Source organism: Streptomyces sp. NPDC091287 (assembly GCF_044768525.1).
Classification (GTDB): Bacteria; Actinomycetota; Actinomycetes; order Streptomycetales; family Streptomycetaceae; genus Streptomyces.
The window spans coordinates 70,352-95,015 of the sequence record NZ_JBIVUV010000003.1 but is presented as its reverse complement, the minus strand read 5'-3'; the positions used below and the strand labels follow the sequence as shown (position 1 = coordinate 95,015).

Below are 24,664 nucleotides of genomic sequence, written 5' to 3'. Positions count from 1 at the left end.
GCTGCACCCCTTGTTGGTTCGCTCGCTGCGCTCGCTCACTTGTTGCCTCCGTCAGCATTGAAGTGCGGGTTCTCCCAGACGACCGTGGCGCCCATGCCGAAGCCGACGCACATGGTCGTCAGGCCGTAGCGGACCTCGGGCTGCTCCTCGAACTGCCGGGCCAGCTGCGTCATGAGCCGGACACCGGAGGAGGCCAGCGGGTGGCCGTAGGCGATCGCGCCGCCGTACTGGTTGACGCGGGCGTCGTCGTCGGCGATGCCGTAGTGCTCCAGGAAGGCGAGCACCTGCACGGCGAACGCCTCGTTGATCTCGAAGAGACCGATGTCCTCGATGGAGAGACCGGCCTGGGCCAGCGCCTTCTCGGTCGCCGGGATCGGGCCGTAGCCCATGACCTCCGGCTCGACGCCCGCGAAGGCGTAGGAGACGAGGCGCATCTTGACCGGGAGGCCCAGCTCGCGGGCGACGTCCTCGGCGGCGAGCAGGGAGGCGGTGGCGCCGTCGTTGAGACCCGCGGCGTTACCGGCCGTCACGCGGCCGTGGGCGCGGAACGGGGTCTTCAGACCGGCGAGGGACTCCATGGTGGTGCCCGGGCGCATCGGCTCGTCGGCGGTGACCAGGCCCCAGCCCGTCTCGCCCGCCTCGGCGTTGGTGCGGCGCACCGAGACCGGCACCAGGTCCTGCTGGATCTTGCCGTTGGCGTACGCCTTGGCGGCCTTCTCCTGCGAACGCACCGCGTACGCGTCGGCGCGGTCCTTGGTGATCGTGGGGTAGCGGTCGTGCAGGTTCTCCGCGGTCATGCCCATGAACAGGGCGGACTCGTCGACCAGCTTCTCCGACACGAAGCGCGGGTTCGGGTCGACGCCCTCGCCCATCGGGTGGCGGCCCATGTGCTCGACGCCACCGGCCACGACGACGTCGTACGCGCCGAAGGCGATGGAACCGGCTGTCGAGGTGACGGCGGTCAGCGCGCCCGCGCACATGCGGTCGATCGAGTAGCCCGGGACGGACTGCGGCAGACCGGCCAGGATTCCGGCGGTACGGCCCAGCGTGAGGCCCTGGTCCCCGATCTGCGTGGTCGCGGCGATGGCGACCTCGTCGATCTTCTTGGGGTCCAGGTCCGGGTTGCGGCGCAGCAGCTCCCGGATGGCCTTCACGACGAGGTCGTCGGCGCGGGTCTCGTGGTAGATGCCCTTGGGGCCCGCTTTGCCGAACGGGGTGCGGACGCCGTCGACGAAGACGACGTCCCGGATGGTACGAGGCACGGTGGCTCTCCTCCAGGGTGCGGGATGGCACTGCTGCGGGGCACGCCACGGGGGCGCGCCGCCTGCCCTCATGCTACTTGCGGGTAACCAGACTGCCCACCCCTCGCGGCCGGAGCGTCGAAGGTCACACCGTCCCGGCGCCCGGTACCGGCCGCCCCAGCGGCCGCGCGGCGGGAGAAAGGGCCCTGAACCTGGCGCGATTTCGCCCATCGGTTCGGTCCGTGGACAGGGTCCGGGACGCGGAACACCCCCGGTCGGTGACCGGGGGCGTTCGCTGCGTCACGGGATCAGGAGGCGTCCAGCGCCCGCACCAGGAGCGGGGCGACCTGCTGGATCTGCCAGTTCCGCGCCCCGTACCCGGCGAGGGTGTCCTCGACGGCGCCCGGGGTCGGGTTCTTCGGGGGCTCCCAGCAGACCCGGCGCACGGTGTCCGGGGTGATCAGGTTCTCCTGGGGCATGTGGAGACGCTCGGCCAGCTCGGAGACGGCGGTGCGGGCGGCCGAGAGCCGGGCGGCGGCGGCCGGGTCCTTGTCGGCCCAGGAGCGCGGGGGAGGCGGTCCGGCCGGCTGCTGACCGGGCTGCGGCAGCGCCGTCTCGGGCAGTGCCTTGGCCCGCTCCACGGCCGCCTGCCACTGCTCCAGCTGACGGCGTCCCATGCGGTGGCCGAATCCCGGCAGCGCGGTCAGGGCCTGTACGTCGACCGGCAGCGCGAGCGCGGCCTCGATGATCGCGGCATCGCCGAGCACCTTGCCCGGGGAGACGTCGCGGCGCTGGGCGACCTGGTCACGGGCGGTCCACAGCTCCCGGACGACGGCCATCTGACGGCGGCGGCGCACCTTGTGCATGCCCGACGTGCGGCGCCAGGGGTCCTTGCGGGGCGGCGCGGGCGGCGCGGAGGCGATGGCGTCGAACTCCTCCCGGGCCCACTCCAGCTTGCCCTGCCGCGCCAGCTCCTCCTCCAGCTCGTCGCGCAGGTCGATCAGGAGCTCCACGTCGAGCGCGGCGTAGCGCAGCCAGGGCTCGGGCAGTGGGCGGGTGGACCAGTCGACCGCGGAGTGGCCCTTCTCCAGGGCGTATCCGAGGACGTTCTCCACCATCGCGCCGAGGCCGACGCGCGGGAAGCCCGCGAGCCGTCCGGCCAGCTCGGTGTCGAACAGCGAGGTGGGGGTCATGCCTATGTCCCGCAGGCACGGCAGGTCCTGGGTCGCCGCGTGCAGGATCCACTCCGTGCCGGACAGTGCGGAGCCGAGGCCGGAGAGGTCGGGGCAGCCGACCGGGTCGATCAGGGCGCTGCCCGCGCCCTCGCGGCGCAGCTGTACGAGGTAGGCGCGCTGGCCGTAGCGGTATCCCGAGGCGCGCTCGGCGTCGACGGCCACCGGGCCGGTGCCCGCGGCGAAGGCCGCGATCACCTTGGCGAGGGCGTCGTCGGACGTCACCACCGGGGGAATGCCCTCGCGCGGTTCGAGCAAGGGGATCGGCGCCGGGGCGACGTCGTCCGGGGGAGCGCCCCCGGTGGTTCGCAGTGAAGTGTCTGCTGCGGTCTCTTGGGCGTCGGTCACGTGTCAAGGGTATCTGTGTATGCACGGAGCCCGTCGACGGAACGTTCCGTCGACGGGCGGCCATGCGCGTATTCCAGCCGGAGGCGCATCGGTGCACGTCCCGGCGGGGTGCGGTCAGTGGATGATGCCCGTCCGCAGGGCGACCGCGACCATTCCGGCACGGTCTCCGGTGCCGAGCTTGCGGGCGATGCGGGCGAGGTGGGACTTGACGGTCAGGGCGGAGAGGCCCATCGAGACGCCGATGGCCTTGTTGGACTGGCCTTCGGCGACCAGGCGGAGCACCTCCACCTCACGTCCGGACAGTTCGCGGTAGCCGCCCGGGTGGCTCGGGGAACCGGGAGGCCTGCGGTGCATACGGGCCGCGTTGGCGCCGATGGGGGCGACGCCGGGGCGGGTGGGGTGGCCGATGTTGGTTCGGGTGCCGGTGACGACGTAGCCCTTCACGCCGCCCGCGAGGGCGTTGCGAACGGCGCCGATGTCGTCGGCGGCGGAGAGGGCGAGACCGTTGGGCCAGCCTGCGGCGCGGGTCTCGGACAGCAGGGTCAGCCCGGAACCGTCGGGCAGGTGGACGTCGGCAATGCAGATGTCGCGCGGGTTGCCGACGCGGGGGCGTGCCTCCGCGATGGACGACGCTTCGATGACGTCACGTACTCCGAGGGCCCACAGATGGCGGGTGACGGTGGAACGGACGCGCGGGTCGGCCACGACGACCATGGCCGTCGGCTTGTTCGGGCGGTAGGCGACCAGGCTTGCGGGCTGCTCAAGGAGAACGGACACCAGGCCTCCTGGGGGAGTGGCGGGACGGGCCGGCTCGGGGGGTGAAGCCGGGGGCGAACCGTGCTTGAAGGGTCATTGACCTCTTCGGCAGCGGACCCGTCCTCCTTTAGGGGAAGATCGCTATTTGGTGAGTAACAATTCGGGCAAATAGGACGCGCGATCGATTGTACGAAAAGAGAGCCGGTGCTTGTGCGAAACGGGTGACGGAGTGTTACGAAACCTGCGGCCCGCGCCGTTGCGGCAACGTCACCACCGCCGCGTCCGCCGGATCCGACGGCGGCAGTCCCGCGATCTGGCACAGCAGATCACCCCAGGCCATCAGGTGCGACGCCGCGTCCGGCACACCGCCGCGCGACTCCCTCGGCGTCCACGAGGCCCGGATCTCGATCTGCGTCGCCGGCCGGCGCGTGGACAGCGCACCGAAGTAGTGCGATCCGGCGCGCGTCACCGTCCCCCCGGCCTCTCCGTACGACAGGCCCCGCGCGTCCAGCGCACCCGTCAGCCAGGACCAGCACACCTCCGGGAGCAGCGGGTCCGCCGCCATCTCCGGCTCCAGCTCCGCCCGGACCAGCGTCACCAGCCGGAACGCGCCCTGCCAGGCGTCGTGCCCCGCCGGATCGTGCAGCAGGACCAGCCTGCCGTCCGCGAGATCGTCCTCGCCGTCCACCACCGCCGCCTCCATGGCGTACGCGTGCGGGGCGAGCCGCTGGGGCGGCCTGGTCACCTCCACCTCCAGCTCCGGGCGGAGCCGCGCGGAGCGCAGCGCGTCGACCGCCGCCAGGAACGCGGGCGGCACGGTAGGTCCCTCCGCGCGGTCCTTGCCTTCAACGCCGTCGGAATGATCGGAATATTGTCCCTGAGCCGGAGCCATGCGGGGAAGAGTAGGCGGAAGCCGGGCCCCGCGCAGGGAGAGACACCCGTGCGGGGCCGGGCTCCTTCCGCGCGCGTGCGAAGATTCTGTGCGTGAGTGCCAACGACAGCCCTTCGGGCCAGCAGACGACGACCTCCGCCAGCCTCGACGCGGTCCGCCACGCCACCCACGACTCGGCGTTCCTCCGGGCCTGCCGCCGCGAACCCGTCTCCCACACGCCGGTCTGGTTCATGCGCCAGGCGGGGCGCTCGCTGCCCGAGTACCTGAAGGTCCGCGAGGGCATCGCGATGCTCGACTCCTGCATGATGCCGGAGCTGGTCGCCGAGATCACCCTCCAGCCCGTACGCCGCCACAAGGTCGACGCCGCGATCTACTTCAGCGACATCGTCGTGCCCCTGAAGGCCATCGGCATCGACCTCGACATCAAGCCCGGCGTCGGCCCCGTCATCGCCGAGCCGATCCGCACCCGCGCCGACCTGGCCCGGCTGCGCGACCTCACCCCCGAGGACGTCCCGTACGTCACCGAGGCCATCGGGATGCTCACCGCCGAGCTGGGCTCCACCCCGCTCATCGGCTTCGCCGGGGCCCCGTTCACGCTGGCCAGCTACCTCGTCGAGGGCGGCCCTTCGCGCAACCACGAGCGCACCAAGGCCATGATGTACGGCGACCCGCAGCTCTGGGCCGACCTCGTCGACCGGCTCGCCGAGATCACCGGCGCCTTCCTCAAGGTGCAGATCGAGGCCGGCGCCTCCGCCGTCCAGCTCTTCGACTCCTGGGTCGGCGCGCTGGCCCCCGCCGACTACCGCCGCGCGGTGCTGCCCGCCTCCGCGAAGGTCTTCGACGCCGTCGCCCCCTACGGCGTCCCCCGCATCCACTTCGGCGTCGGCACCGGCGAACTGCTCGGCCTGATGGGCGAGGCCGGCGCTGACGTCGTCGGCGTCGACTGGCGGGTCCCGCTGAACGAGGCCGCCCGCCGTGTCGGCCCCGGCAAGGCGCTCCAGGGCAACCTCGACCCGGCGGTGCTGTTCGCGCCGACCCCGGCCGTCGAGGAGAAGACCCGCGAGGTGCTGGACGCCGCCGCCGGTCTGGAGGGCCACATCTTCAACCTGGGCCACGGCGTCATGCCGACCATGGACCCGGACGCGCTCACCCGGCTCGTGGAGTACGTCCACACGCAGACCGCGCGCTGAACGACCGGTCGTACGGGGGCCGGCCTCAGGAGCCGGCCCCCCCAGGGGGTGTCTTGCCGATCATGCCGGGCTCGCGGGGTCTGGCACCGCACCTCGCGGCGTTGTCGTCACTCGCCGACGCTCCGCGTCTACTCCCTCCTCCGCCTTGCGATGCACGGCACCAGACCCCGCTCCCTGATCCGGCCTGATCGACAAGGCACCCCCAGAGCTCTCAGCTCCCCGCGCCCCGCACCGCCGTCACCGTCTTGCGGGCGGCCACCAGCACCGGGTCCCAGACCGGCGAGAACGGCGGGGCATACCCCAGGTCGAGCGCCGTCATCTGCTCCACCGTCATCCCGGCCGTCAGCGCCACCGCCGCCACGTCGACCCGCTTCGCCGACCCCTCACGGCCGACGATCTGCACCCCGAGCAGCCGGCCCGTACGGCGCTCCGCGATCATCTTCACCGTCATCGGCTTCGCCCCCGGGTAGTAGCCCGCCCGCTGCGTCGACTCGATGGTCGCCGTGACGTAGCGGAGCCCGACCGCGCGGGCGTCCTTCTCCCGCAGCCCGGTCCGGGCGATCTCCAGGTCGCAGACCTTGCTCACCGCCGTACCGACCACACCCGGGAACGTGCCGTAGCCGCCCCCGACGTTGGAACCGATCACCTGGCCGTGCTTGTTGGCGTGTGTGCCCAGCGCGATGTGCCGGGTCCGCCCCGCCACCAGGTCCAGGACCTCCACGCAGTCGCCGCCCGCCCAGATGTTCTCGTGGCCCACCACCCGCATCGACAGGTCCGTGAGCAGTCCGCCGTGCGGGCCGATCGGCAGCCCCGCGTCGCGCGCCAGCTCCGTCTCCGGCTCCACGCCGATGCCGAGGACCACCACGTCCGCCGGATACGTCCCCGCGTCCGTCGCCACCTCGCTCACCCGCCCGTCCGGACCGGTGATGATCCTGGTGACGGCGGCCCCGTTGACCGTGGTGATGCCCAGCCCGTCCATCGCGTCGTGGACGAGCCGCCCCATGTCCGGGTCGAGCGTCGCCATCGGCTGCTCGCCCCGGTTGAGGACGGTCACCTCGAAGCCCCGCTTGAGCATCGCCTCGGCCATCTCGACGCCGATGTACCCCGCCCCCACCACGACCGCCCGGCGGCTCTCCTTCGCGCCCAGGGCGTCCAGCGAGTCCAGGAGCGCCTGCCCGTCGTCCAGGGTCTGCACCCCGTGCACCCCCGGCGCGTCCATCCCCGGCAGCGCCGGGCGCACCGGACGGGCCCCGGTGGCGATCACCAGCTTGTCGTAGCCCGTCCAGTACGTCTTCCCGCTCTCCCGGTCCAGCGCCTTCACCCGCCGCCCGGGCACGTCGAGTTCCGTCACCTCGGTCCGCATCCGCAGATCGATGTCCCGCTCCCGGTGCTCCTTCGGGGTGCGGGCGATCAGGTCGTCGCGCGCCGCGACGTCGCCGCTCACCCAGTACGGGATGCCGCACGCGGAGTACGACGTGAAGTGGCCGCGCTCGAAGGCGACGATCTCCAGCGCGTCCGCCGCCTTCAGCCTGCGGGCCTGTGACGCGGCGGACATGCCCGCCGCGTCACCGCCGATGACCACCAGTCGCTCCGCTGCCATGCCGGGTCCCCTTTCGCCGATGCGCCGGTCAGGCGCATCACCAAGTCGGAGCCCCACGCTACGGCGGTCAGGGGGCCGGAGCGCCCTCCGCCTCCGGCCGGGGTGCCGCCGGGGCCCTGCGGGCCGCCCGCCGGGCCCGCAGCACCCGCCAGACCACCAGCGCCAGAGCGGCGGTGAGCAGGAACGGGAACGCGGCCCCGAACGCCACCGCGATCCACCGCAGCATCGTCACGAACGCGTCCCAGCCGCCGCCCAACGCGTCCAGGAACCCGGTGTCCTCCTCCCGCCCGTCGTCGTCCGGGGCGTCCGGCGGCGTCAGGTCCAGGGTGATCGTCGCCAGCGAGGTGCGGTCCTTCAGGCTCGACTGCTGGGCGAGGAGCGACTCCAGGTCGGACTGACGGCTGCTCAGCTCGCCCTCCAGGGCGACCACATCGCTGATCTTCTCCGCCCGGTCCATCAGCTCCCGCACCCGGGCCACGCTCGCGCGCTGCGTGGCGATCCGGCTGTCCACGTCGACCACCTGGTCGGTGACGTCCTTCGCGTTCGAGGTGCGCGACAGGAGCTTCCCGGAACCGGCCAGCTCCCGCAGCACCTCCTGGTACCGGTCCTGCGGCACCCGCAGCACCAGGTGCGAGGTCTCGTACGTGTCGTCGAGCCGCTCGGTCTCCTCCGTCGCGACGAGGCCCCCCGCGCTCTCGGCCGCACCGCGCGCGGCGGCGACCGCCTTCGCCACGCTCTTCACCTCGACGGAGAGCGTGGCCGTACGGATGACGTGGGTGGCCGCCGCCCCCGGCTTCGGCGCCGCCTTCGCCCCGGACGGCTTCCCGTCCGCCCGCTCCTCGGCCGACGACGCGGCCCCGTCGGCGTCCGCGCCGGCCCCCGCCCGCTCCCCGGACGGCGCGTACTTGCTGTCCGCCGCCTTCGCGCCGTCCGACGCGTCGCCCGACGCCCCGCAGCCGCCGACGGCGAGCAGGAGGCCGAGCACCCCGGCGGCGAGCGCGGCCCGCCCACGGGCGAAGGATCGATCGGTTCTGCTGCCCAATTCCATAACTGGTCCCCCCAGGACGGTGGTTGATGGTGCCGGTTCGACGCACCCGCTCCGGGACCGGTTGCCGGTGGGCGGTTTCGAAGTGGTCACGGTCAGGACGCGGTACGGGTTTGAGAGAGTGGACCCATGCAGCGTTCTCAACAGCGTGCGGAAACGCCCCCGGGCCACGTCGTCGTCATCGGCGGCGGCATCGCCGGCCTGGCGGCCGCCCACCACCTGGTCGCCACCGGACTGCGGGTCACCCTCCTGGAGGCGACGGACCGGCTCGGCGGGAAGCTCATGACCGGCGAGGTCGCGGGCGTCCAGGTCGACCTGGGGGCCGAGTCGATGCTCGCCCGGCGCCCCGAGGCGGTCGCCCTGGCCCGCGAGGTGGGCCTCGCCGATCGCCTCCAGCCGCCCGCCACCGCCACCGCCTCGCTGTGGACGCGCGACGCGCTGCGCCCCATGCCCAAGGGGCACGTCATGGGCGTCCCCGGCGACCCGGCGGTGCTCGGTGAGGTGCTGTCCCCCGAGGGACTGGCCCGGATCGCCGAGGAGCGCGACCTGACCCCGACCCCCGTCGGCGACGACGTCGCGGTCGGCGCGTACGTCGCCGACCGGCTCGGCCGCGAGGTCGTGGACCGGCTGGTGGAGCCCCTCCTCGGCGGGGTCTACGCCGGCGACGCCTACCGGATCTCCATGCGCGCCGCCGTCCCCCAGCTCTTCGAGGCGGTGAAGGAGGGCGGCCCGCTGCTGGAGGGCGTACGCCGCATCCAGGAGCGGGCCGCCGCTCGGCAGCAGACCGGGCCCGTCTTCCAGGGCATCGAGGGCGGCATCGGCACCCTCCCGGCCGCCGTCGCCGACGCCGTACGGGCCGGTGGCGGCGAGATCCTCGACCGGACCCCCGTCCTCGGCCTGACCCGTACGGAGTCGGGCTGGGCCGTCCGTACCGACACCCGGACGATCGCCGCCGACGGCATCGTCCTGGCCACCCCCGCCTGGTCCGCCGGCACCCTGCTGGCCGCCGAGTCCCCGGCCGCGTCCGCCGAGCTGTCCGGCGTCGAGTACGCCTCGATGGCCCTGGTCACCCTCGCTTTCCGGCGGGCCGACATCGAGGCGTACGAGGCCCTGCGCGGCCGCTCCGGTTTTCTCGTACCGCCGGTCGACGGGCACACGATCAAGGCGTCCACGTTCTCCAGCAACAAGTGGCAGTGGGTCGCGGACAGCGCCCCCGACCTGTTCGTGCTCCGCACCTCCGTCGGCCGGTACGGCGAGGAGGACCATCTGCACCGCGAGGACGAGGAGCTCGTCGCCGTCTCCCTGCGCGACCTCGCCGCGGCCACCGGGCTCACCGCCCGGCCCGTGGACACCGAGGTCACCCGCTGGATCGGCGGCCTGCCGCAGTATCCGGTCGGCCATCTCGCCCGGGTCGCCCGGATCCGCGACGAGGTCGCCAAGCTCCCCGCGCTGCGGGTCTGCGGCGCGGTCTACGACGGGGTCGGGATCCCCGCCTGCATCGCGAGCGCGCGCCGGGCGGCCGACGAGATCGCGGGGGAGATCACGGGGGAGATCGCGGGAGAGATCATCGCCACGTCGACCCTGGTTCGGGGCACGGGGAGCGAGGCGGGACAATAGCCGTATGAGTGCTCCTGAGACTGTGACATCAAGCAAGAGTCCGAACGCCGGCAAGAAGGCCAAGGACCTCAACGAGGTCATCCGCTACACCCTGTGGTCGGTCTTCAAACTGCGCGACGTGCTCCCGCTGGACCGCGCGGGATACGCCGACGAGGTCCAGGAGCTGTTCGACCAGCTCGCGGCCAAGGACATCACCGTCCGCGGCACCTACGACGTGTCCGGGCTGCGGGCCGACGCCGACCTCATGATCTGGTGGCACGCCGAGACCTCGGACGAGCTCCAGGAGGCGTACAACCTCTTCAGGCGCACCAAGCTCGGCCGCGCCCTCGACCCGGTCTGGTCGAACATGGCGCTGCACCGGCCGGCCGAGTTCAACAAGTCGCACGTCCCGGCGTTCCTCGCCGACGAGACGCCGCGCGACTACATCAGCGTCTACCCCTTCGTCCGGTCCTACGACTGGTACCTGCTGCCCGACGAGGACCGCCGCCGCATGCTCGCGGACCACGGCAAGATGGCCCGGGGCTACCCGGACGTCCGCGCCAACACCGTCGCCTCGTTCTCGCTGGGCGACTACGAGTGGGTCCTCGCCTTCGAGGCGGACGAGCTGTACCGCATCGTCGACCTGATGCGTCACCTGCGCGCCTCCGAGGCACGTCTCCACGTGCGCGAGGAGGTCCCGTTCTACACGGGCCGCAGGAAGAGCGTCGCAGACCTGGTGGCCGGGCTCGCATAACCAGCGAGTCCCGCACCACCCCAACCCGGAAGATCAGAAGGGCGGGCACCGGGCACCGATCGTGCCGTCCGCTCCTCCAGCGACACCGGGTTCGGCTTCGGGGGCCGTCGCACCGTCATGGTGCGGCGGCCCCCGCTCCGTACGCGCTCGACGTCAGTCCAGCGACACCGGGTTCGGTTCCGGGTGCGCGGCACAGTCCGCACCCCGCCCCGGCACCTCACCGGTCAGCAGATACCGGCGCAGATGGTCGTCGACGCAGGTGTTCCCGGCCCCGCCGATGCCATGCGTCCCGGCGTCCCGCTCGGTCACCAGCGACGACCCGGGCAGCCGCTTCCGCAGCTCCAGCGCCCCCTTGTACGGGGTCGCCGCGTCCCGCTCCGCCGCCAGGATCAGCACCGGCGGCAGCTCGCCCCACCGCGTCCCGACCTCCAGGGGCCGCTGCCGGGGCGCCGGCCAGAAGGCGCACGGCAGGTTCGCGAAGGCGTTGTCCCAGGTCTCGAACGGCGCGACACGCGCCAGGTCCGTGTGGTCGCGATCCCACACCTCGAAGTCCTCGGGCCAGGGCGCGTCGTTGCACTCGACGGCCGTGTACACCGCCTGCGCGTTCTCGTTGTCCTTCGCCGCCACCGCACGCGGGGAGGCCTGCGCGACCAGCGGCTCCGGGTTGCCCCGGACGTACTCGGAGAGCGCCGTCGCCCGCATCGCCCAGTAGTCGTCGTAGTAGCCGGCCCCCAGGAACGCCGAGTGCAGCTGCCCCGGCCCGACCTTCCCGCCGGCGGGCTTCTCCGCCAACTCCGCGCGCACCTCGTCGTAGTGCTTCTGCACCGCTTCCGGGGTGGCCCCCAGATGGTAGACGTCGTCGTGCTTGGCCACCCAGCGGCGGAAGTCCTCCCAGCGCGCCTCGAAGGCCAGCGACTGGCCCATGTTGGAGCGGTACCAGATCTGCTCCGGGTCCGGGTCGACCACCGAGTCGAAGACCATGCGCCGCACGTGGGAGGGGAACAGCGTCGCGTACAGCGCGCCGAAGTACGTCCCGTAGGACGCCCCCATGAACGTCAGCCGCTTCTCGCCGAGAGCGGCCCGCAGGACGTCCAGGTCACGGGCGTTGTTCAGCGACGTGTAGTGCCGCAGCGTCTCGCCCGCGTGGTCCGCGCAGCCCTGCGCGTACGCCTTCGCCCGGGCGACGCGCCGCTCCTTGTACTCCCGCGTCGGGTGCGTCGGCGCGTCGGTCGGGCCCTTCGTGTACGCCGCCGGGTCCTGGCAGGTCAGCGGGGCTGAGGAGCCGTTCACCCCGCGCGGGGCGTAGCCGACCAGGTCGTAGGCCTCGGCGATCTCCTTCCACTCCGGCAGCTCCCCGGCCATCGGGAAGGTGACGCTGGAGGCGCCGGGGCCGCCCGGGTTGTAGACGAACGCGCCCTGCCGTTCCTCGGCCGGGCCGGTGGCGGGCGTGCGGCTGACGGTCAGTTCGAGTTGTCTCCCGTCCGGTTCGGCGTAGTCGAGGGGCACTTTCACCGTGCCGCACTTCAGGGAGTCCGGGAGCATCTCCTTCTCCGGGCAGGAGACGAAATCGATCCCGGCGGCCGTGGCGCGGGCGGCGGCGATCGCGGTGCCCCGGGCCTCGGCGGAGCCCCGGCCCTCCCAGGCCCCGGCGGGAGCGACGGCCAGGGCGGACAGGACCAGGGAGCCGATCGATGTGTACAGCGCAGCAGTTCTCACGCGCGGTGCCTCTCTGCGGATGCGGAGAGGGATGGTCCGGCGGGCGGGACGTGATGTCCAGCACCGCCCGAGCATGTCCGTGTTCGTGACCCTGATGGGCGGTCGGCTGCCGGGGCGGCGGGCCCGGTTCAGGAACCGCCGCCCCCGCCGCAGCTCGACCCGCCCGAGCTGCCGCCGCAGCTGGAACCTCCCGAGCTGGAGCCGCCGCAGCTCGATCCACTGCTGCCCCCGCAGCCGGATCCCGAGGAACAGCCGGAGCCGCCCCCGCAGCTCGATCCGGAGCCGCCTCCGCTGGACCCTCCGCAACTAGAGCCGCCGGGACTGGAGGCGGCGCACCAGACCGTCGCCACCGCGAAGGCCGACGCCCCTGCCGTACTCCCCGCGTACTCGGGCCGCCCGCTCCCCGCGAGGCCGGAACGCGACCGCCTCGCCGACGCGGTCAGGCGACTCGCCGCGACCAGTTGCTCCCAGAGCGCCCGGTCCGGGAGCGCGCGCAGCCCCCGTGTGGCGACCAGGTGGGCCGGGGTCTCCGGGTGGACCCGGGCGGCCCGGCACGCCTGGGAGGCCCGGCGGCCCGCTCCGGTGATCCGCTTGGCCGCGGCCGAGGCGACGACGAGTCCGCTGATCCCGCCGAGCAGGATCGCGGGCAGCACCTTGAGGACGAACGGGACCGGCATGCTCAGGCTCACGTCCATCGTCACGTACTGGAGGACGGTGAGGACGATCGACAGCGGGAGTGCGACGAAGCAGCTCACTCCCTGGATCAGCCCCCAACGACGTACGGGGCGGCCCTCGCGGGGCGGAACCAGCAGGCCCCGCTGCGCCAGCCCGTCACCGACCTCCTGCACGGCCGGGTGGCGCATCACCGCGTCCCGCACCAGGTGCAGGGCGCCGCTCGGAGCGGTGGACAGCTCCTGGAACACGGCACGTTCCACCGGGTCGTTCGCCTGCGCATGCCGTACGGAGATGATGCCGGGACCGCCGATGAGCACCCGTCCGTCCGTGTGCAGGGCGGTGAGCGCGGTGTCCGCGACCCCGGCCGGACCGCCGGTCAGGAAGGCCGCCTCGTAGACGTCGTGGACGGCGGGGAAACGCCCGGCCGACGGGATGCGGGACCGGGAGACGGCCCAACTCGTGATGAGGAGCACGGTGGAGACGACGACCGCGAGGGTCGCCAGCAGAGCGAGCACGTTCACGGCGTTCACTTCCTCACGAGGGCGGCACGGGCCGCCCGGACCAGGCGGGTGGTACGACGTGGCGGCCGGGCGCCCGACCGGTCCTGCCACCAGTACGTCAGCCGGCGCCGCGCCACCGGATCGGCGGGGCCGCCCGCGATGAGCACGTGCTCCGCGAAGTCCAGGGCGTCGCGCCGGTACCCGCCGGACATCGGACGGCTCCCGGCGTACGCGAGGAACGCGGCGCGGAAGCCGTCGCCGAGGATCTCGGGCAGCTCCGGCGCGACCTTCGCGACGACGTCCGCGCGCTTGGCGGCCAGCGCCCGGCTCTGCACCCGCAGCCGCCGGTGGTCGAAGCCCTCGGGGGCCGGCGTTCCCGCCACCAGCGCGGAGAGCAGCGCGGTCTGCGCGACGGCGGTACGGTCGCGGGCCCCGGCCGGCACGGGGGCGGCGGGCGGAGGGCCCTCGCTCCGTACAGCGGGGCGCGGACCCTCCGCCGGAGCCGGGAGCGCGGCATTCCGCAGCGTCGCCCGGATCGCGTCCAGTTCACCCGCCAACTCCGCGGCCGGCGGGAAGGCGTCGTCACGCTCCAGCAGCACGCCCGGAGGGTCGACCCGGGAGCGCAGCTCGGCCAGCACCTGAAGGACCGGAGCGGTCACCGGGTGGGCGTGCGTGTCGTGCCAGACGCCGTTCCTCTCGACCCCGCCCGCCACATGGACGTACGCGATGGCCTCCACCGGCAGCTCGTCCAGCGCCTTCGCCGGGTCCTGGCCGAGGTTGACGTGATTGGTGTGCAGGTTGGCCACGTCGATCAGCAGCCGCACCCCGGTCCGCTCGACCAGCTCCGCCAGGAACTGCCCCTCGGTCAGCTCCTCGCCCGGCCAGGTGATCAGCGCCGCGATGTTCTCCAGGGCGAGCGGCACCGGCAGCGAGTCCTGGGCGATCCGCACGTTCTCGCACAGCACGTCCAGCGCGTCCCAGGTGCGCGGCACCGGCAGCAGATGCCCCGCCTCCAGCCTCGGCGACGCGGTCAGCGGCCCCCCGGCCCGTACGAACGCGATGTGCTCGGTCACCAGGGGCGTCCCCAGCAGCTCGGCGCGCGCCGCGAGGGAGGCGAGGCGCGCGGGGTCCGGGCGGTCGGCGCCGCCGAGCCCGAGCGCCACGCCGTGCGGTACGACCCGCACGCCCCGTTCCCGGAGCCGAACGAGGGAGTCCGGGAGATGGTCGGCGCAGAGGTTCTCCGCGACCGCCTCGACCCAGTCGATCCCCGCCAGCGCCTCCACCTCGTCCGCGATCTCCGGCCGCCAGCCGATGCCGATACCCAGTTCCATGGCGTTTCCCCCGTCCCCCTGCTCACCTCGTTCTGTTCAGAGGTCATGGCCCCGTCACGCGGCGATGAACCCGACCGGGGGGACGTTCAGAGCTGGATTTGAGGTTCCCGTACCGCCGCCCTCGTTACGGCATCGGCATCATCGTGGGCGGCACCGGGCGCGAGGTGAAGGACTGGTCGCCGGTCGGCGTCACCGGCAGCGGGACCTGCGGCGCCTGCCCGTCCTGGGGCATCGACGGGCCCGAGGGGCTGGCCGTCGACCCGCCCGCCGCCTCGCGCGCCAGGGCGTCGAAGTCGACGAAGCCGGTGGCCTCCAGCATGGTGATGTGGTCCAGCACGGTCTGGTTGGCGTCGCTCGCGAGCTGCCGGATCAGCGCGTTCCGGGTGGTGTGGCGGACCTGGCCGATCAGGCCGAAGACCTTGCCGTGGGCGGCCCGCAGGATATTGGCGAACTTCCGCTCGTACGCGTCCCCGCTCGCCGCCGTCAGCTCCCGCAGCCACGCCTGCTGCTGGGCGGTCGGCTGGTTGGGCAGCTCCACCCCGAGCTTCGCCGCCACGTCCCGGGCCCGCCGGTCCAGGTCGGTGTGCCCGACGACCAGGTGGTCCCCGGCGGCCTTCGTCGCCTCGCTGGGAGCCCGTTCGATCGCCTGCTGCCCGGCGGGCAGCTCCCACAGTCCGGCGAGCCGCACCTTGACCAGGAAGTCCCGGTCCGTCGCGGAGAGCGGCCCCCACTGGGTGGCGACGCTGGAGGCGTTGAGATTCGCCTCGCCGGTGCCCGAACGGTCCGCGTAGGACCAGACCGGAAACGCGAGCGCGCCGAGCGTGGCGACCAGCGCCGCGATGATGAGGGCCGTTCCGTTGATGCGTCGCAGCAAGGTGTCTCCCGGGCCGAGGCGTCGCCAACCGCATTGGCCTGCAGGCTACTTGGCGGTAACGCCGATGGGGGCAGTACCGGGAGATACGGAGAAGGGAGCGGAAACACTCAGCGGTGCGGCGATCCCTTCGCTTCCGCTCAGCGGCGCAGCGCCGGGTGGTCGGCGACCACCGTGCAGGACCCCGGAGCGATCTCGGTGAACCCCGCGTCGCGCACCACCGGCAGCCCGCTCACCGTCAGCTCCCGCCAGCGCTCCGCACCGGGGGTGGCGACGGAGAGCGGGAAACCGGCCTCGCGCCACGCCTTGCGCTCGGTGTCGGACAGCTCCCACCAGGCGAGCTGCGCCCCGTGCCCGACCTGGGCCATCGTCTTGCCCGCCGACATGTCGACTTCGGGGTTGAGCAACAGCACCGGCCCGGAGAGATCGGGCGCGGCGGGCGGCTCGGGGTCCTCCAGATCGGTGCCCGACACCTGGAGCTTGGCCAGCTCCTTGGGCCAGCCGTCCAGCGGGATCGGCGGGAACACCCGTACCTCCGCGCCGTCCTCACCCGTCACCGTGATGCCGTCCAGGGCCTCGGCCTTGCGCCACTCCGCGCCGCGCGCCCGGCGCACGACCTTACGGATCCGGGCGTCCTGCCAGTCCCGCATCGCCCCGGACCACTCGCCGTCGCCCAGGGACCGCTCGTCGGAGAGGATCGTCAGCACCGCACGGGCGGCGCTCCGCAGCGCGTCGGTGCGGGCGGGCGGGTCCGTCTTCTCCAGGTGGAGCACCAGCGGCAGCACGAACTGCCGCGCCTGGTCGCGGTCGGCCGGACCCTCGTGGAACGGGCTCTCGGGGGCGGGGGCGGGGGTGTCATTGCTGGTCACCGTCCCAGTCTGCCAGGCCGGACCCGTCACCTGCTTGGCGGAACGACCGGGTCCGGGTGAGGATGCTCCGCATGAAGAGCGATCTCTTTTCCAGCGACCACATGGCCCAGCCGGCCACCGCCCCCGGCATGACCCTGCAGAACACCAAATCGATCAAGTACGCCGTCAACGGGGAGATGCACGCCCGGCAGGGCTCGATGATCGCCTTCCGCGGCAACCTCCAGTTCGAGCGCAAGGGCCAGGGCATCGGCGGCATGCTCAAGCGCGCGGTGACGGGCGAGGGCCTGGCGCTGATGGCCGTCCGGGGCCAGGGTGAGGCGTGGTTCGCGCACGAGGCGGCGAACTGTTTCATCGTCGAGCTGGACCAGGGCGACTCCATCACCATCAACGGCCGCAACGTCCTCTGTTTCGACCCCACGCTCTCCTACGAGATCAAGACCGTGAAGGGCGCCGGAATGGTCGGCGGCGGCCTCTTCAACAGCGTGTTCACGGGCTACGGCAAGCTCGGCCTGATGTGTGAGGGCACCCCGATCGTGATCCCCGTGACCGGCGCCCAGCCGGTGTACGTGGACACGGACGCGGTCGTCGGCTGGAGCCAGCAGCTCACGACCAGCCTGAACCGCTCGCAGAGCGTCGGCTCGATGGTGCGCGGCGGATCTGGCGAGGCCGTCCAGCTGATGCTCCAGGGCGAGGGCTTCGTCATCGTGCGGCCCAGCGAGGCCAGGCCCGAGAAGACCTCCAACTGACCCTGGAACTCAAGGGCGTGGGCCACCGGTACGGCCTCCGCGGCGCCTGGGTGCTGCGCGGGGTCGATCTCACGCTGCCCGAGCGGACGCTGGTCCGGGTCGAAGGGGGCAACGGCGCGGGGAAGTCCACCCTGCTGCGGCTGCTCGCCGGGGTCGACGCTCCCGCCGAGGGGCGGATCACCGGCCGCCGGGCCCGTATGGCGTACGTCCCCGAGCGCTTCCCGGCGGCGCTGCCCCTGACCGCCACCGGCTACCTCGTCCACCTCGGCCGGATCCACGGGCTGCGGAGTGCCGAGGCGAGGCGGCGGGCGGGGGAGTGGCTGACCCGGTTCGGGGCGGCGGACCACGCCCGCAGGGCCTGTCGTCAAACTGCCGCCCTCCGGGCGACGACGGCAGTTTGACGACAGGCCCTACCCCCGCTCGCCGAACTCTTCAAGGGCACCAGCCAGAAGGTCGCCGTCGCCCAGTCGCTGCTCGCCGAACCGGAGCTGCTGGTCCTGGACGAGGCCTGGACCGGACTCGACACCGCCGCCCGCGCCGAACTGGACCACGCCGTGGCGGAACGCGTCGCGGCGGGCGCCACCGTCGTCTTCGTCGACCACGACCCGCGACGCCTCGCCGGGGCGGGTCACCGACGACGGGGCACGCGCCGTCTCCCGGCCCGCCGCCGCGCTCGCCGGACTGCTCGCCGTCCTGTGCTGCGTGCTGCTGGGCGCGGCCGTGGGGGCGTTGACCACCCGTCCGGTGCCGCTCCGCCGGGGCTGGTCCGTCGCGGCTGCCGTGCTCGGGTCGCTCCTCGCCCTCGTGACCACCGGATCCCCGGCGCGCCACGCGGTCGCCTCCCTGGTCACGGGATCGCGGACCGGAACGGTCCAGCTACCCGTCCTGCCCCTGCTCGGGGCGGTGGTCCTCGCGGTGGCGGTGGCGTTCCTCGTCTGCCGGACCGCCGCCCGGCGCGGGTGAGTAGGCTCGTGGGCGTGGACACCGATGACACGTACTGCGAGACGCCGGGGCCGATCGCCCCGGCCCCGCCGGGCGGTGCCGCCGAAGGCCCTCCGTACGCCGAGTGTGTGCTGTGCCGCGAGCCGACCGAACACCCGGAGTCGACGAAGGGCGCCACGCTGTGCCCGGTCTGCGCCTGGCAGGAGGCGGGCCGGACGGCCTGCTCCGGCTAGGACGCGTTCTCAGGCCTGCTCCGGCTAGGACGCGTTCTCAGGGGCCCGGATCGAGGGGCACCCTGGGGCACCTGCCCGGGGGCGTCCCGCCGAACCGTCAGGGCGTCGCGTAGACGCTCACCCCGGAAAGCTGCGCGGCGGGCCATGACGTGTTGGCCGTGATCTGCACGCGCAGATACCGCACCGGAGCCTGCGGGAACGTCACCGTGACCGTGTTCCCCGTCGCCGGGTCGAAGCGGCGGCCGGCCGAGGCGCTGAGCGCCGAATAGACGGCGCCGTCGGCCGATCCGGTCACCGCGAGCGTCTGGGTGCGAGCGTCCCAGGCGGCGACCGGCGGGAGTGTGAGCACCACCCGGGTGACCGGACGCACCGTGCCCAGGTCGACCTGGATCGACTGCGGCAGGGCCTGGTTGGCGCTCTCCCAGTAGCTGTGCGGGTCACCGTCGACCGCGTTGCCCGCCCCGTAGTTCTGGGTGTGGCTGGTGGCGGTGACCGGCCTGCGCAGCGCGAGGTCGCCGGTCGGCGGCGGGTCGACGGGGCCGCCGGTGGTGGTCGGGGTGGGGCGGACCGGGGTGAGCGCCAGCTCCCCCTTGAGGAGCCGGCCGCCGTCCCCGGTGAGCCGCAGGTAGTAGTCCGACGAGCAGGGGGTGCCGTCCTCGTCGAGGGCGCGGATGCCGGATCCCGCCGGCACCTGGGCGGCGGTCTCGGCGGTCTTGGCGATCTGGTTGCCCTCGTTGTACTCGTCGAACATCGACACGTAGATGCCCTGCACGCCGATCCGCTTCATGTTGTAGAACTGCCGCCACATGAAGTCGCCGTGCGCCCGGTGCCCGGACTGGAGGTCGCCGGGCAGTACGCACGGCTGGTAGTCGATGCCATGGGCGTCGCACTCGGCCTGGTCGGGGGTGTTGACGTTGGCGTGGAAGTGGTCGGCGTCCGCGATGGAGGCGATCCGGCCGACCATCCAGGGCGAGATCATGTCGAAGGCGTGGTAGACGCCGAGGAAACCGGGCCGGGAGTCCTCGACCCCGCGCCGCCAGTGGGTCGGCACCCCGCCCATCACGTAACAGCCCTGGTCCTTGAACCAGTTGACGACGTCCAGGCACACCTCGGCGGACCAGGCCTTGTTCGGTTCGTTGAAGCCGAAGCCCCAGATGCCGACGACGGGCTTGCCGTTCTGCCTGGCATAGGCGGGGGACGCGGTGAGCGCCCGCATCTTCGCGGTCCAGTCCGCCTTCATCTCCGGCTGCATGTTCGTCCAGGCGGTGGCGTCGTACATGAGGTAGAACTTCCGCCCGTACCGCTCGGCCGCCTCGCGGACCTTGACGGCCATGTCGTCGCGGGTCGCGCCCTCGCCGCCGTTGGGGTGAAGCGCTGGAGGGCGGCGGTGTCGATGCCGTACTCGCGCATCCAGGAGAAGTGGGTGTCGACCGTCTGCTGGTCGTAGGAGGAGAACAGCGTCGCGGGCTGTCCGTCGCCGAGGGCGGGATAGGCGCTGCGATAGGTGCGGGTGTAGTCGCGCACGTCGGGCCAGCTCACGATGGCGGTGTTGGAAGGCGACGGGGGCCGGCCCCAGTTGTGCGACCAGTGCCACCAACCGTTGATCGGCGCGCCGTCGCCGGAACACGCGAACCAGCCCTGTTACCCGACGGTGATCTTGCCGACGACGTCCCCGGGTGGGGAGGCGGCGGGCACGGCCCGCGGAACGGGTCCGGCCTGCGCCGCGGACGGGACGAGACCTACGGCCAGAGTGCCGGTCCCGGCGACGGCGGAGGCTATGACGGTCCGTCTGGAGAGTGCCATGGTGACGTCCTTTCGAGTGGGGAGCGAAGGGAGAGCGGAGCGGGCTCACGTCATGCGGCTCTGAGGCGTGTGGGGGTGGTGAATGCCAGAAGGCTAGAAGCCACCCCGCATGAAGTCTATGAGTCTGCGCAAAAAACAAAGATTCACGAGCAAAATGCGAAACTCCCTGCTCGAAGAGGTCAGCCCGTCATCAACTCCGACACCTTCACGAAGCGGTAGCCGCGCTCGCGCAGTTCCGGCACGATCCGGCGTACGGCCGCCTCGGTGGCCGGGGCCGCGCTGCGGGTGCAGTGCATCACCACGAGGGAGCCCGGCCGCACCCCGTCCAGCACCTGCTCGGCCACCGCGTCCGCGTCCGTGGCGAAGGCGTCGCCGCTGACCACGTCCCACTGCACGGCCGTCACGTTCGCCGGGGCCAGCGCGCGCAGCGCCGTCTCGTCGTAACAGCCGCCGGGGAAACGGAAGTACGGCACCACGTTCCGCGCCCCCGCCTTCCGGAACGCCGTGAAGGCACGCTCCACCTCGCGGGCCATCGTGGCCTTCCCGACCACCGGCAGGCCGTAACAGGGGGAGCTGAAGGCGTGGTGGCTGTAGGAGTGGTTGGCGATCTCGAACAGCGGGTCCGTGCCGATCGCCTTCGCCTGCGCCGGGTACTCCTCGGCCCAGCGCCCGGTCATGAAGACGGTGGAGGGCACCTTCAGCCGGCGCAGCAGCGCGACCAGTTCCGGGTTGTCGAAGCGTTCGCCGGAGGCCGCCCGGGGGCCCTGGTCGGCCGTCATGTCGGCGTCGAACGTCAGCGCCACGACCTTCTCCGCCGCGCGGCCGGCCGCGCCCCCGCCCGTCGGCCTCCGCTCGAAGATCGGGGTGCGGCCCGCCGGACCGGGGGCCATCGTGGGCGGCTTCTCCGGTGCGGCGGAGGCAGGAGTGGAGGCGGCGGGGGTGGGTGGGGGAACGGGTGCGGGGGCAGGCCCCCCGCACCCGGCCAGGGCGGCGCCGGTCAGTACCCCCGCGACCGTCAGAGTCGTCGTCTTCCGCATCTTCCGCGCAGCAGTGATCACTCACGGAAAATAACGGAAAATGTCTGATAATCGGGTTATATCGGGCAGTGGCATTCCGGTGTCCGGCGGAGTGCCACCGCCCGGGTTGCCTCCGGATCGCCCACCCCGGCTACCTCAGCACCACGGCCCCGTCACCGCGAACGTCGTCCCCGGCGTGTAGCAGTTCACGTACATCGTCGAGCCGTCCGGGGAGAAGGCGACCCCCGCGAACTCCCCCCACTCCGGCTCCTCGGGCGTCCCGATGTTCTGCCGCCCGCGCGCCATGGTGTACACCTCGCCGCGCCGGGTCACCCCGAGCACGTGCTGTGCGCCGCCGCCGTCCTCACAGACCATCAGCCCGCCGTCGGCCGCCAGGCAGATGTTGTCGGGGGACTCGCCGGGCAGCTGGATGTCGGTGTCCGGGCCGAAGATCACGACCAGGGTGAGCCGCCGCTTCTTCGGCTCGTAGCGCCAGACCTGGCCGTAATGGTCGGCCGCCGAACCCTCCTCGCTGCGGGCGAAGCTGGAGACGAAGTAGACGGACGAGCCGCCCCAGTAGCAGCCCTCCAGCTTCTGGGCGTGCGTGACGCCCTTCGGGCCGAAGTCCTGGAGCCGGATCGGGGTCTGAGCGGCCAGCGGATCCGGTACGGGGACCCACTCGATGCGGTCGAAGCTCGTACCGGTCTCCTGGACGGAGGAGAGGTCGGGCACGCCCGGCACCCGCATCGCCTCCAGCGCCCCGCCCGCCCGGAGCGAACCGGTGCCGCCGAGCGGCTTCTCGGGAAGGAAGCGGTAGAAGAGCCCGAACGGCTTGTCGAACGCGTCCTCCGTCTCGTACACGATCCCGGACTTCGGGTCGACGGCGATCGCCTCGTGCTGGAAGCGGCCCATCGCGGTCAGCGGGACGGCCCCGGTGCGGCGCGGATCGGCGCCGTCCACCTCGAAGATGAAGCCGTGGTCCTTGGTGTACCCGTTGGTCCCGGCCTTGTCCTCGTTCTCCTCGCAGGTCAGCCAGGTGCGCCAGGGGGTGGGCCCGCCCGCGCAGTTCACCGCCGTACCGGCGATGGCGACGCGCTCGCCGAGCACCTTGTTGCGGCCGTCCAGCTCCAGGGACGTGCAGCCGCCCTTGGCCGCCGGGTCGTAGGTCAGCCCCTCGACGGTCGGCACGCCGATCTTGGCGGTGTGCCGGTTCTCGTGGTTGCGGACGAGGTGGACCCGGCCGTTGCGGCCGGGCAGCGCGGCCATCCCGTCGTGGTTGCCCGGCACCGGACCCTCGCCGGAGCGCAGGGGGTCGCCCTCCCGGGACAGCACCCGGTAGCGGAATCCCTTCGGCAGGTCGAGCAGGCCGTCGGGGTCGGGGACGAGGGGGCCGTAGCCGTCGTGGCCGCGTGCGGCGGCCGTGCCCGCGAAGAGTTCGGAGAAGGCTCCCGTGAAGGCGATCGCGGCGGCTGCGCCGCTGCCTGCCAGGACCTGGCGTCGTGTCGCGGTGGAGCGGGGTGCGGATGACATGAGGTGACTCCCTGTTGGCGGACAGGTGAAGTGACCCGCACGTGTGTAGCACGCACGGAGGCGCGGGGGAACCATGCGTGCCCCCGCGCCCCGTGTTGCCGCTGTGGCGGCCCCGGTGGGAGCGGCCGTACGCGGAAGGTCAGGCGAGCGAGGCCGTCAGGGTGATCGTCGTGCCGGTGAGCGCCTGGCTGACCGGGCAGTTCGCCTTGGCGTCCTCGGCGGCCTTGAGGAAGGCGTCCTCGTCGAGACCGGGCACCTCGCCCACGACGGTGAGGTGGATGCCGGTGATGCCCGTACCGGGCTGGAAGGTCACCTCGGCCTTGGTCTCCAGCCGGGTCGAGGGGGTGCCGGCCCCGGCGAGACCGTGGGAGAGCGCCATCGAGAAGCAGCTGGAGTGGGCGGCGGCGATGAGCTCCTCGGGGCTCGTCTTCCCGTTCGCCTGCTCCGAGCGGGCGGGCCAGGAGACGGGGTAGTCGCCGATGCCGGAGGAGTCGAAGGTGACGACCCCCTTGCCCTCGATCAGGTTGCCTTCCCAGTTCGTGTGCGCCTGACGCGTGGTAGCCATGCTGGATCCCTTCGAACGGTGTGCGTGGGTGTACGGGATAAGACGGGGCACCTCACAGCGTGCGGTGTCCCGTTGCGTTACGCCCCCGAACCTACTGCGCCACCAGCCCCTTCGCGTCACGCGCCAGTGCTGTCAGCCGGGAGATCGCCCGGAAGTACTTCTTCCGGTACCCGCCGTTCAGCATCTCGTCGCTGAACAGCCGGTCGAACGGCAGCCCCGAGGCGAGCACCGGGACCTCCCGGTCGTACAGCCGGTCCGCCAGCACCACCAGGCGCAGCGCGGTCGACTGGTCGGGCACCGCGCTCACCCCGGTGAGACAGACCGCGCGGATGTCGTCGGTCAGCGCGCCGTACCGGCTCGGGTGGACCCGGGCCAGGTGGTCAAGGAGCCCGGGGAAGTCGTCGAGGGACGCGCCCGGAGTGGCGTACGCGGCCCGGGTGACCTGCTCGTCGTCGTACGGCGGCGGGGCCTCGGGCAGACCGCGGTGCCGGTAGTCCTCGCCGTCGATGCGCAGCGGGCGGAAGTGCGCGGACAGGCCCTGGATCTCGCGCAGGAAGTCCGCGGCGGCGAACCGGCCCTCGCCGAGCTTGCCCGGCAGCGTGTTCGAGGTCGCGGCGAGCGCCACCCCGGCCTCCACGAGCCGGCTGAGCAGCGAGGACACCAGCACGGTGTCGCCCGGGTCGTCGAGCTCGAACTCGTCGATGCACAGCAGCCGGTGCCCGCTGAGGGTCCGCACGGTCTGCTGGAAGCCCAGCGCGCCCACGAGGTTTGTCAGCTCCACGAACGTGCCGAACGCCTTCAGCGACGGCTCGGCGGGCGTGGCGTGCCAGAGAGAGGCCAGCAGGTGGGTCTTGCCGACGCCGTAGCCGCCGTCGAGATACACGCCGCGCGGCCCGGTCGGAGCGGCCGGCTTCCTGCTGAACCACTTGCGCCGCCCGGAGCCCGTCGCGTGCGCCCCGCCGAGCCCGGCGGCGAAGCCCGCCAGGACCGTGACCGCCTCGCTCTGGCTGGGCTGGTTCGGGTCGGGGACATACGTGTCGAAGCGCACCGAGTCGAAGCGCGGCGGAGGCACCATCTCGGCGACCAGACGGTCTGCGGGAACGTGCGGCTCACGGGCGCACAGGGACAGCGGGGCCGTTTCGGCAAGGGGGCTCTGCCCCGGAAACGCGGTGGATGACGACACAACTCTCCACCCTAAGGCTCATGCCAGACT

The 24,664-nt window shown here is 72.6% G+C and carries 22 protein-coding genes and 2 pseudogenes; 7 read left to right on the top strand and 17 right to left on the bottom strand.

Annotated elements, in window-relative coordinates:
- Window positions 1-35: 35 nt before the first annotated feature.
- From ACIQRW_RS05275 to ACIQRW_RS05260, 4 genes are all read right to left on the bottom strand, one after another.
- Window positions 36-1,262 (bottom strand): acetyl-CoA C-acyltransferase, encoded by a 1,227-nt coding sequence (locus ACIQRW_RS05275; protein ID WP_056698408.1) that lies wholly within the window; start codon window positions 1,260-1,262, stop codon window positions 36-38.
- A 287-nt stretch (window positions 1,263-1,549) separates the two neighbouring features.
- A complete protein-coding gene (locus ACIQRW_RS05270; protein ID WP_403754643.1) occupies window positions 1,550-2,821 on the bottom strand; it encodes an HRDC domain-containing protein in 1,272 nt (423 codons plus the stop codon).
- A gap of 114 nt (window positions 2,822-2,935) precedes the next feature.
- Complete coding sequence (locus ACIQRW_RS05265; RefSeq protein ID WP_003965521.1) at window positions 2,936-3,598, bottom strand: response regulator transcription factor; 663 nt, start codon at window positions 3,596-3,598, stop codon at window positions 2,936-2,938.
- A 211-nt stretch (window positions 3,599-3,809) separates the two neighbouring features.
- Window positions 3,810-4,469 carry a DUF3000 domain-containing protein gene (locus ACIQRW_RS05260; RefSeq protein WP_403754640.1) on the bottom strand — a complete coding sequence of 220 codons (660 nt, stop codon included), beginning with the start codon at window positions 4,467-4,469 and terminating at the stop codon, window positions 3,810-3,812.
- 92 nt (window positions 4,470-4,561) lie between these two features.
- Here ACIQRW_RS05260 and hemE point away from each other — a divergent pair, with 92 nt between their 5' ends.
- Window positions 4,562-5,659 carry a uroporphyrinogen decarboxylase gene (hemE, locus tag ACIQRW_RS05255; RefSeq protein WP_403754637.1) on the top strand — a complete coding sequence of 366 codons (1,098 nt, stop codon included), beginning with the start codon at window positions 4,562-4,564 and terminating at the stop codon, window positions 5,657-5,659.
- A 211-nt stretch (window positions 5,660-5,870) separates the two neighbouring features.
- Here hemE and ACIQRW_RS05250 read toward each other — a convergent pair whose 3' ends face one another.
- Both ACIQRW_RS05250 and ACIQRW_RS05245 read right to left on the bottom strand, forming a co-directional pair.
- Window positions 5,871-7,259: an FAD-dependent oxidoreductase gene (locus ACIQRW_RS05250; RefSeq protein WP_403754634.1), complete on the bottom strand. Its 1,389-nt coding sequence runs from the start codon at window positions 7,257-7,259 to the stop codon at window positions 5,871-5,873.
- 67 nt (window positions 7,260-7,326) lie between these two features.
- Window positions 7,327-8,307, bottom strand: coding sequence for a DUF4349 domain-containing protein (locus ACIQRW_RS05245; protein WP_403754631.1), 981 nt, complete (start codon window positions 8,305-8,307; stop codon window positions 7,327-7,329).
- A gap of 126 nt (window positions 8,308-8,433) precedes the next feature.
- Between ACIQRW_RS05245 and hemG the strand changes: the two genes are divergently transcribed.
- Together hemG and hemQ are read left to right on the top strand one after the other, a co-directional pair.
- On the top strand, window positions 8,434-9,921 hold the full coding sequence (gene hemG, locus ACIQRW_RS05240; RefSeq protein WP_403754628.1) for a protoporphyrinogen oxidase: 1,488 nt from the start codon (window positions 8,434-8,436) through the stop codon (window positions 9,919-9,921).
- 4 nt (window positions 9,922-9,925) lie between these two features.
- Window positions 9,926-10,654 (top strand): hydrogen peroxide-dependent heme synthase, encoded by a 729-nt coding sequence (gene hemQ / locus ACIQRW_RS05235; protein WP_026290345.1) that lies wholly within the window; start codon window positions 9,926-9,928, stop codon window positions 10,652-10,654.
- Window positions 10,655-10,807: 153 nt separating this feature from the next.
- Here hemQ and ACIQRW_RS05230 read toward each other — a convergent pair whose 3' ends face one another.
- The 5 genes from ACIQRW_RS05230 to ACIQRW_RS05210 all read right to left on the bottom strand — a co-directional run bounded on the left by ACIQRW_RS05230 (window position 10,808) and on the right by ACIQRW_RS05210 (window position 16,616).
- Window positions 10,808-12,370: an alpha/beta hydrolase gene (locus ACIQRW_RS05230; protein ID WP_403754625.1), complete on the bottom strand. Its 1,563-nt coding sequence runs from the start codon at window positions 12,368-12,370 to the stop codon at window positions 10,808-10,810.
- 128 nt (window positions 12,371-12,498) lie between these two features.
- Complete coding sequence (locus tag ACIQRW_RS05225; RefSeq protein ID WP_403754622.1) at window positions 12,499-13,566, bottom strand: TIGR04222 domain-containing membrane protein; 1,068 nt, start codon at window positions 13,564-13,566, stop codon at window positions 12,499-12,501.
- A 5-nt stretch (window positions 13,567-13,571) separates the two neighbouring features.
- Window positions 13,572-14,876, bottom strand: coding sequence for a DUF692 domain-containing protein (locus tag ACIQRW_RS05220; RefSeq protein ID WP_403754619.1), 1,305 nt, complete (start codon window positions 14,874-14,876; stop codon window positions 13,572-13,574).
- A 124-nt stretch (window positions 14,877-15,000) separates the two neighbouring features.
- Window positions 15,001-15,747: a DUF4142 domain-containing protein gene (locus ACIQRW_RS05215; protein ID WP_403755326.1), complete on the bottom strand. Its 747-nt coding sequence runs from the start codon at window positions 15,745-15,747 to the stop codon at window positions 15,001-15,003.
- Window positions 15,748-15,887: 140 nt separating this feature from the next.
- Window positions 15,888-16,616: a peptidyl-tRNA hydrolase gene (locus ACIQRW_RS05210; RefSeq protein WP_403754616.1), complete on the bottom strand. Its 729-nt coding sequence runs from the start codon at window positions 16,614-16,616 to the stop codon at window positions 15,888-15,890.
- 71 nt (window positions 16,617-16,687) lie between these two features.
- On the opposite strand from ACIQRW_RS05210, the gene ACIQRW_RS05205 reads away from it, so the two are divergent.
- The 4 genes and pseudogenes from ACIQRW_RS05205 (at window position 16,688) to ACIQRW_RS05190 (ending at window position 18,537) form a co-directional block, all read left to right on the top strand.
- Entirely contained in the window at window positions 16,688-17,362 is a 675-nt protein-coding gene (locus ACIQRW_RS05205; protein ID WP_403754614.1) for an AIM24 family protein, read from the top strand.
- A 2-nt stretch (window positions 17,363-17,364) separates the two neighbouring features.
- A pseudogene (locus ACIQRW_RS05200) lies at window positions 17,365-18,171 on the top strand (ATP-binding cassette domain-containing protein); the annotation flags it as partial.
- A complete protein-coding gene (locus tag ACIQRW_RS05195) occupies window positions 18,092-18,325 on the top strand; it encodes a hypothetical protein (protein WP_403755368.1) in 234 nt (77 codons plus the stop codon). The pseudogene ACIQRW_RS05200 and the gene ACIQRW_RS05195, both read left to right, overlap by 80 nt.
- Window positions 18,326-18,333: 8 nt before the next feature.
- Window positions 18,334-18,537 (top strand): hypothetical protein, encoded by a 204-nt coding sequence (locus ACIQRW_RS05190; RefSeq protein ID WP_403755323.1) that lies wholly within the window; start codon window positions 18,334-18,336, stop codon window positions 18,535-18,537.
- A gap of 97 nt (window positions 18,538-18,634) precedes the next feature.
- Here ACIQRW_RS05190 and ACIQRW_RS05185 read toward each other — a convergent pair.
- The 6 genes and pseudogenes from ACIQRW_RS05185 to zapE all read right to left on the bottom strand — a co-directional run bounded on the left by ACIQRW_RS05185 (window position 18,635) and on the right by zapE (window position 24,634).
- Window positions 18,635-20,142 (bottom strand): annotated as a pseudogene (locus tag ACIQRW_RS05185) (discoidin domain-containing protein).
- Window positions 20,143-20,178: 36 nt separating this feature from the next.
- Window positions 20,179-20,340: a hypothetical protein gene (locus tag ACIQRW_RS05180; protein WP_403754611.1), complete on the bottom strand. Its 162-nt coding sequence runs from the start codon at window positions 20,338-20,340 to the stop codon at window positions 20,179-20,181.
- Window positions 20,341-20,519: 179 nt separating this feature from the next.
- Complete coding sequence (locus ACIQRW_RS05175; RefSeq protein WP_403755320.1) at window positions 20,520-21,377, bottom strand: polysaccharide deacetylase family protein; 858 nt, start codon at window positions 21,375-21,377, stop codon at window positions 20,520-20,522.
- A 135-nt stretch (window positions 21,378-21,512) separates the two neighbouring features.
- The gene (locus tag ACIQRW_RS05170; protein WP_403754608.1) at window positions 21,513-22,886 is read right to left on the bottom strand and encodes an alkaline phosphatase PhoX; all 1,374 of its coding nucleotides are present in this window, start codon (window positions 22,884-22,886) and stop codon (window positions 21,513-21,515) included.
- A gap of 139 nt (window positions 22,887-23,025) precedes the next feature.
- Window positions 23,026-23,451, bottom strand: a complete 426-nt coding sequence (locus tag ACIQRW_RS05165; protein ID WP_018956892.1) for an OsmC family protein — start codon at window positions 23,449-23,451, stop codon at window positions 23,026-23,028.
- A 91-nt stretch (window positions 23,452-23,542) separates the two neighbouring features.
- Complete coding sequence (gene zapE / locus ACIQRW_RS05160; protein WP_403754605.1) at window positions 23,543-24,634, bottom strand: cell division protein ZapE; 1,092 nt, start codon at window positions 24,632-24,634, stop codon at window positions 23,543-23,545.
- Between the last annotated feature and the right edge of the window lie 30 nt (window positions 24,635-24,664).

What these genes read in the sequence shown, in the direction of transcription:
- ACIQRW_RS05205 (WP_403754614.1), top strand. Translation starts at nt 16,688, where the DNA reads ATGAAGAGCGATCTCTTTTCCAGCGACCACATGGCCCAGCCGGCCACC.
- hemG (WP_403754628.1), top strand. Translation starts at nt 8,434, where the DNA reads ATGCAGCGTTCTCAACAGCGTGCGGAAACGCCCCCGGGCCACGTCGTC.
- hemQ (WP_026290345.1), top strand. Translation starts at nt 9,926, where the DNA reads ATGAGTGCTCCTGAGACTGTGACATCAAGCAAGAGTCCGAACGCCGGC.
- ACIQRW_RS05245 (WP_403754631.1), bottom strand. Translation starts at nt 8,307, where the DNA reads ATGGAATTGGGCAGCAGAACCGATCGATCCTTCGCCCGTGGGCGGGCC.
- ACIQRW_RS05175 (WP_403755320.1), bottom strand. Translation starts at nt 21,377, where the DNA reads ATGCGGAAGACGACGACTCTGACGGTCGCGGGGGTACTGACCGGCGCC.
- ACIQRW_RS05260 (WP_403754640.1), bottom strand. Translation starts at nt 4,469, where the DNA reads ATGGCTCCGGCTCAGGGACAATATTCCGATCATTCCGACGGCGTTGAA.
- ACIQRW_RS05165 (WP_018956892.1), bottom strand. Translation starts at nt 23,451, where the DNA reads ATGGCTACCACGCGTCAGGCGCACACGAACTGGGAAGGCAACCTGATC.
- ACIQRW_RS05180 (WP_403754611.1), bottom strand. Translation starts at nt 20,340, where the DNA reads ATGGCACTCTCCAGACGGACCGTCATAGCCTCCGCCGTCGCCGGGACC.
- ACIQRW_RS05220 (WP_403754619.1), bottom strand. Translation starts at nt 14,876, where the DNA reads ATGGAACTGGGTATCGGCATCGGCTGGCGGCCGGAGATCGCGGACGAG.
- ACIQRW_RS05250 (WP_403754634.1), bottom strand. Translation starts at nt 7,259, where the DNA reads ATGGCAGCGGAGCGACTGGTGGTCATCGGCGGTGACGCGGCGGGCATG.
- ACIQRW_RS05170 (WP_403754608.1), bottom strand. Translation starts at nt 22,886, where the DNA reads ATGTCATCCGCACCCCGCTCCACCGCGACACGACGCCAGGTCCTGGCA.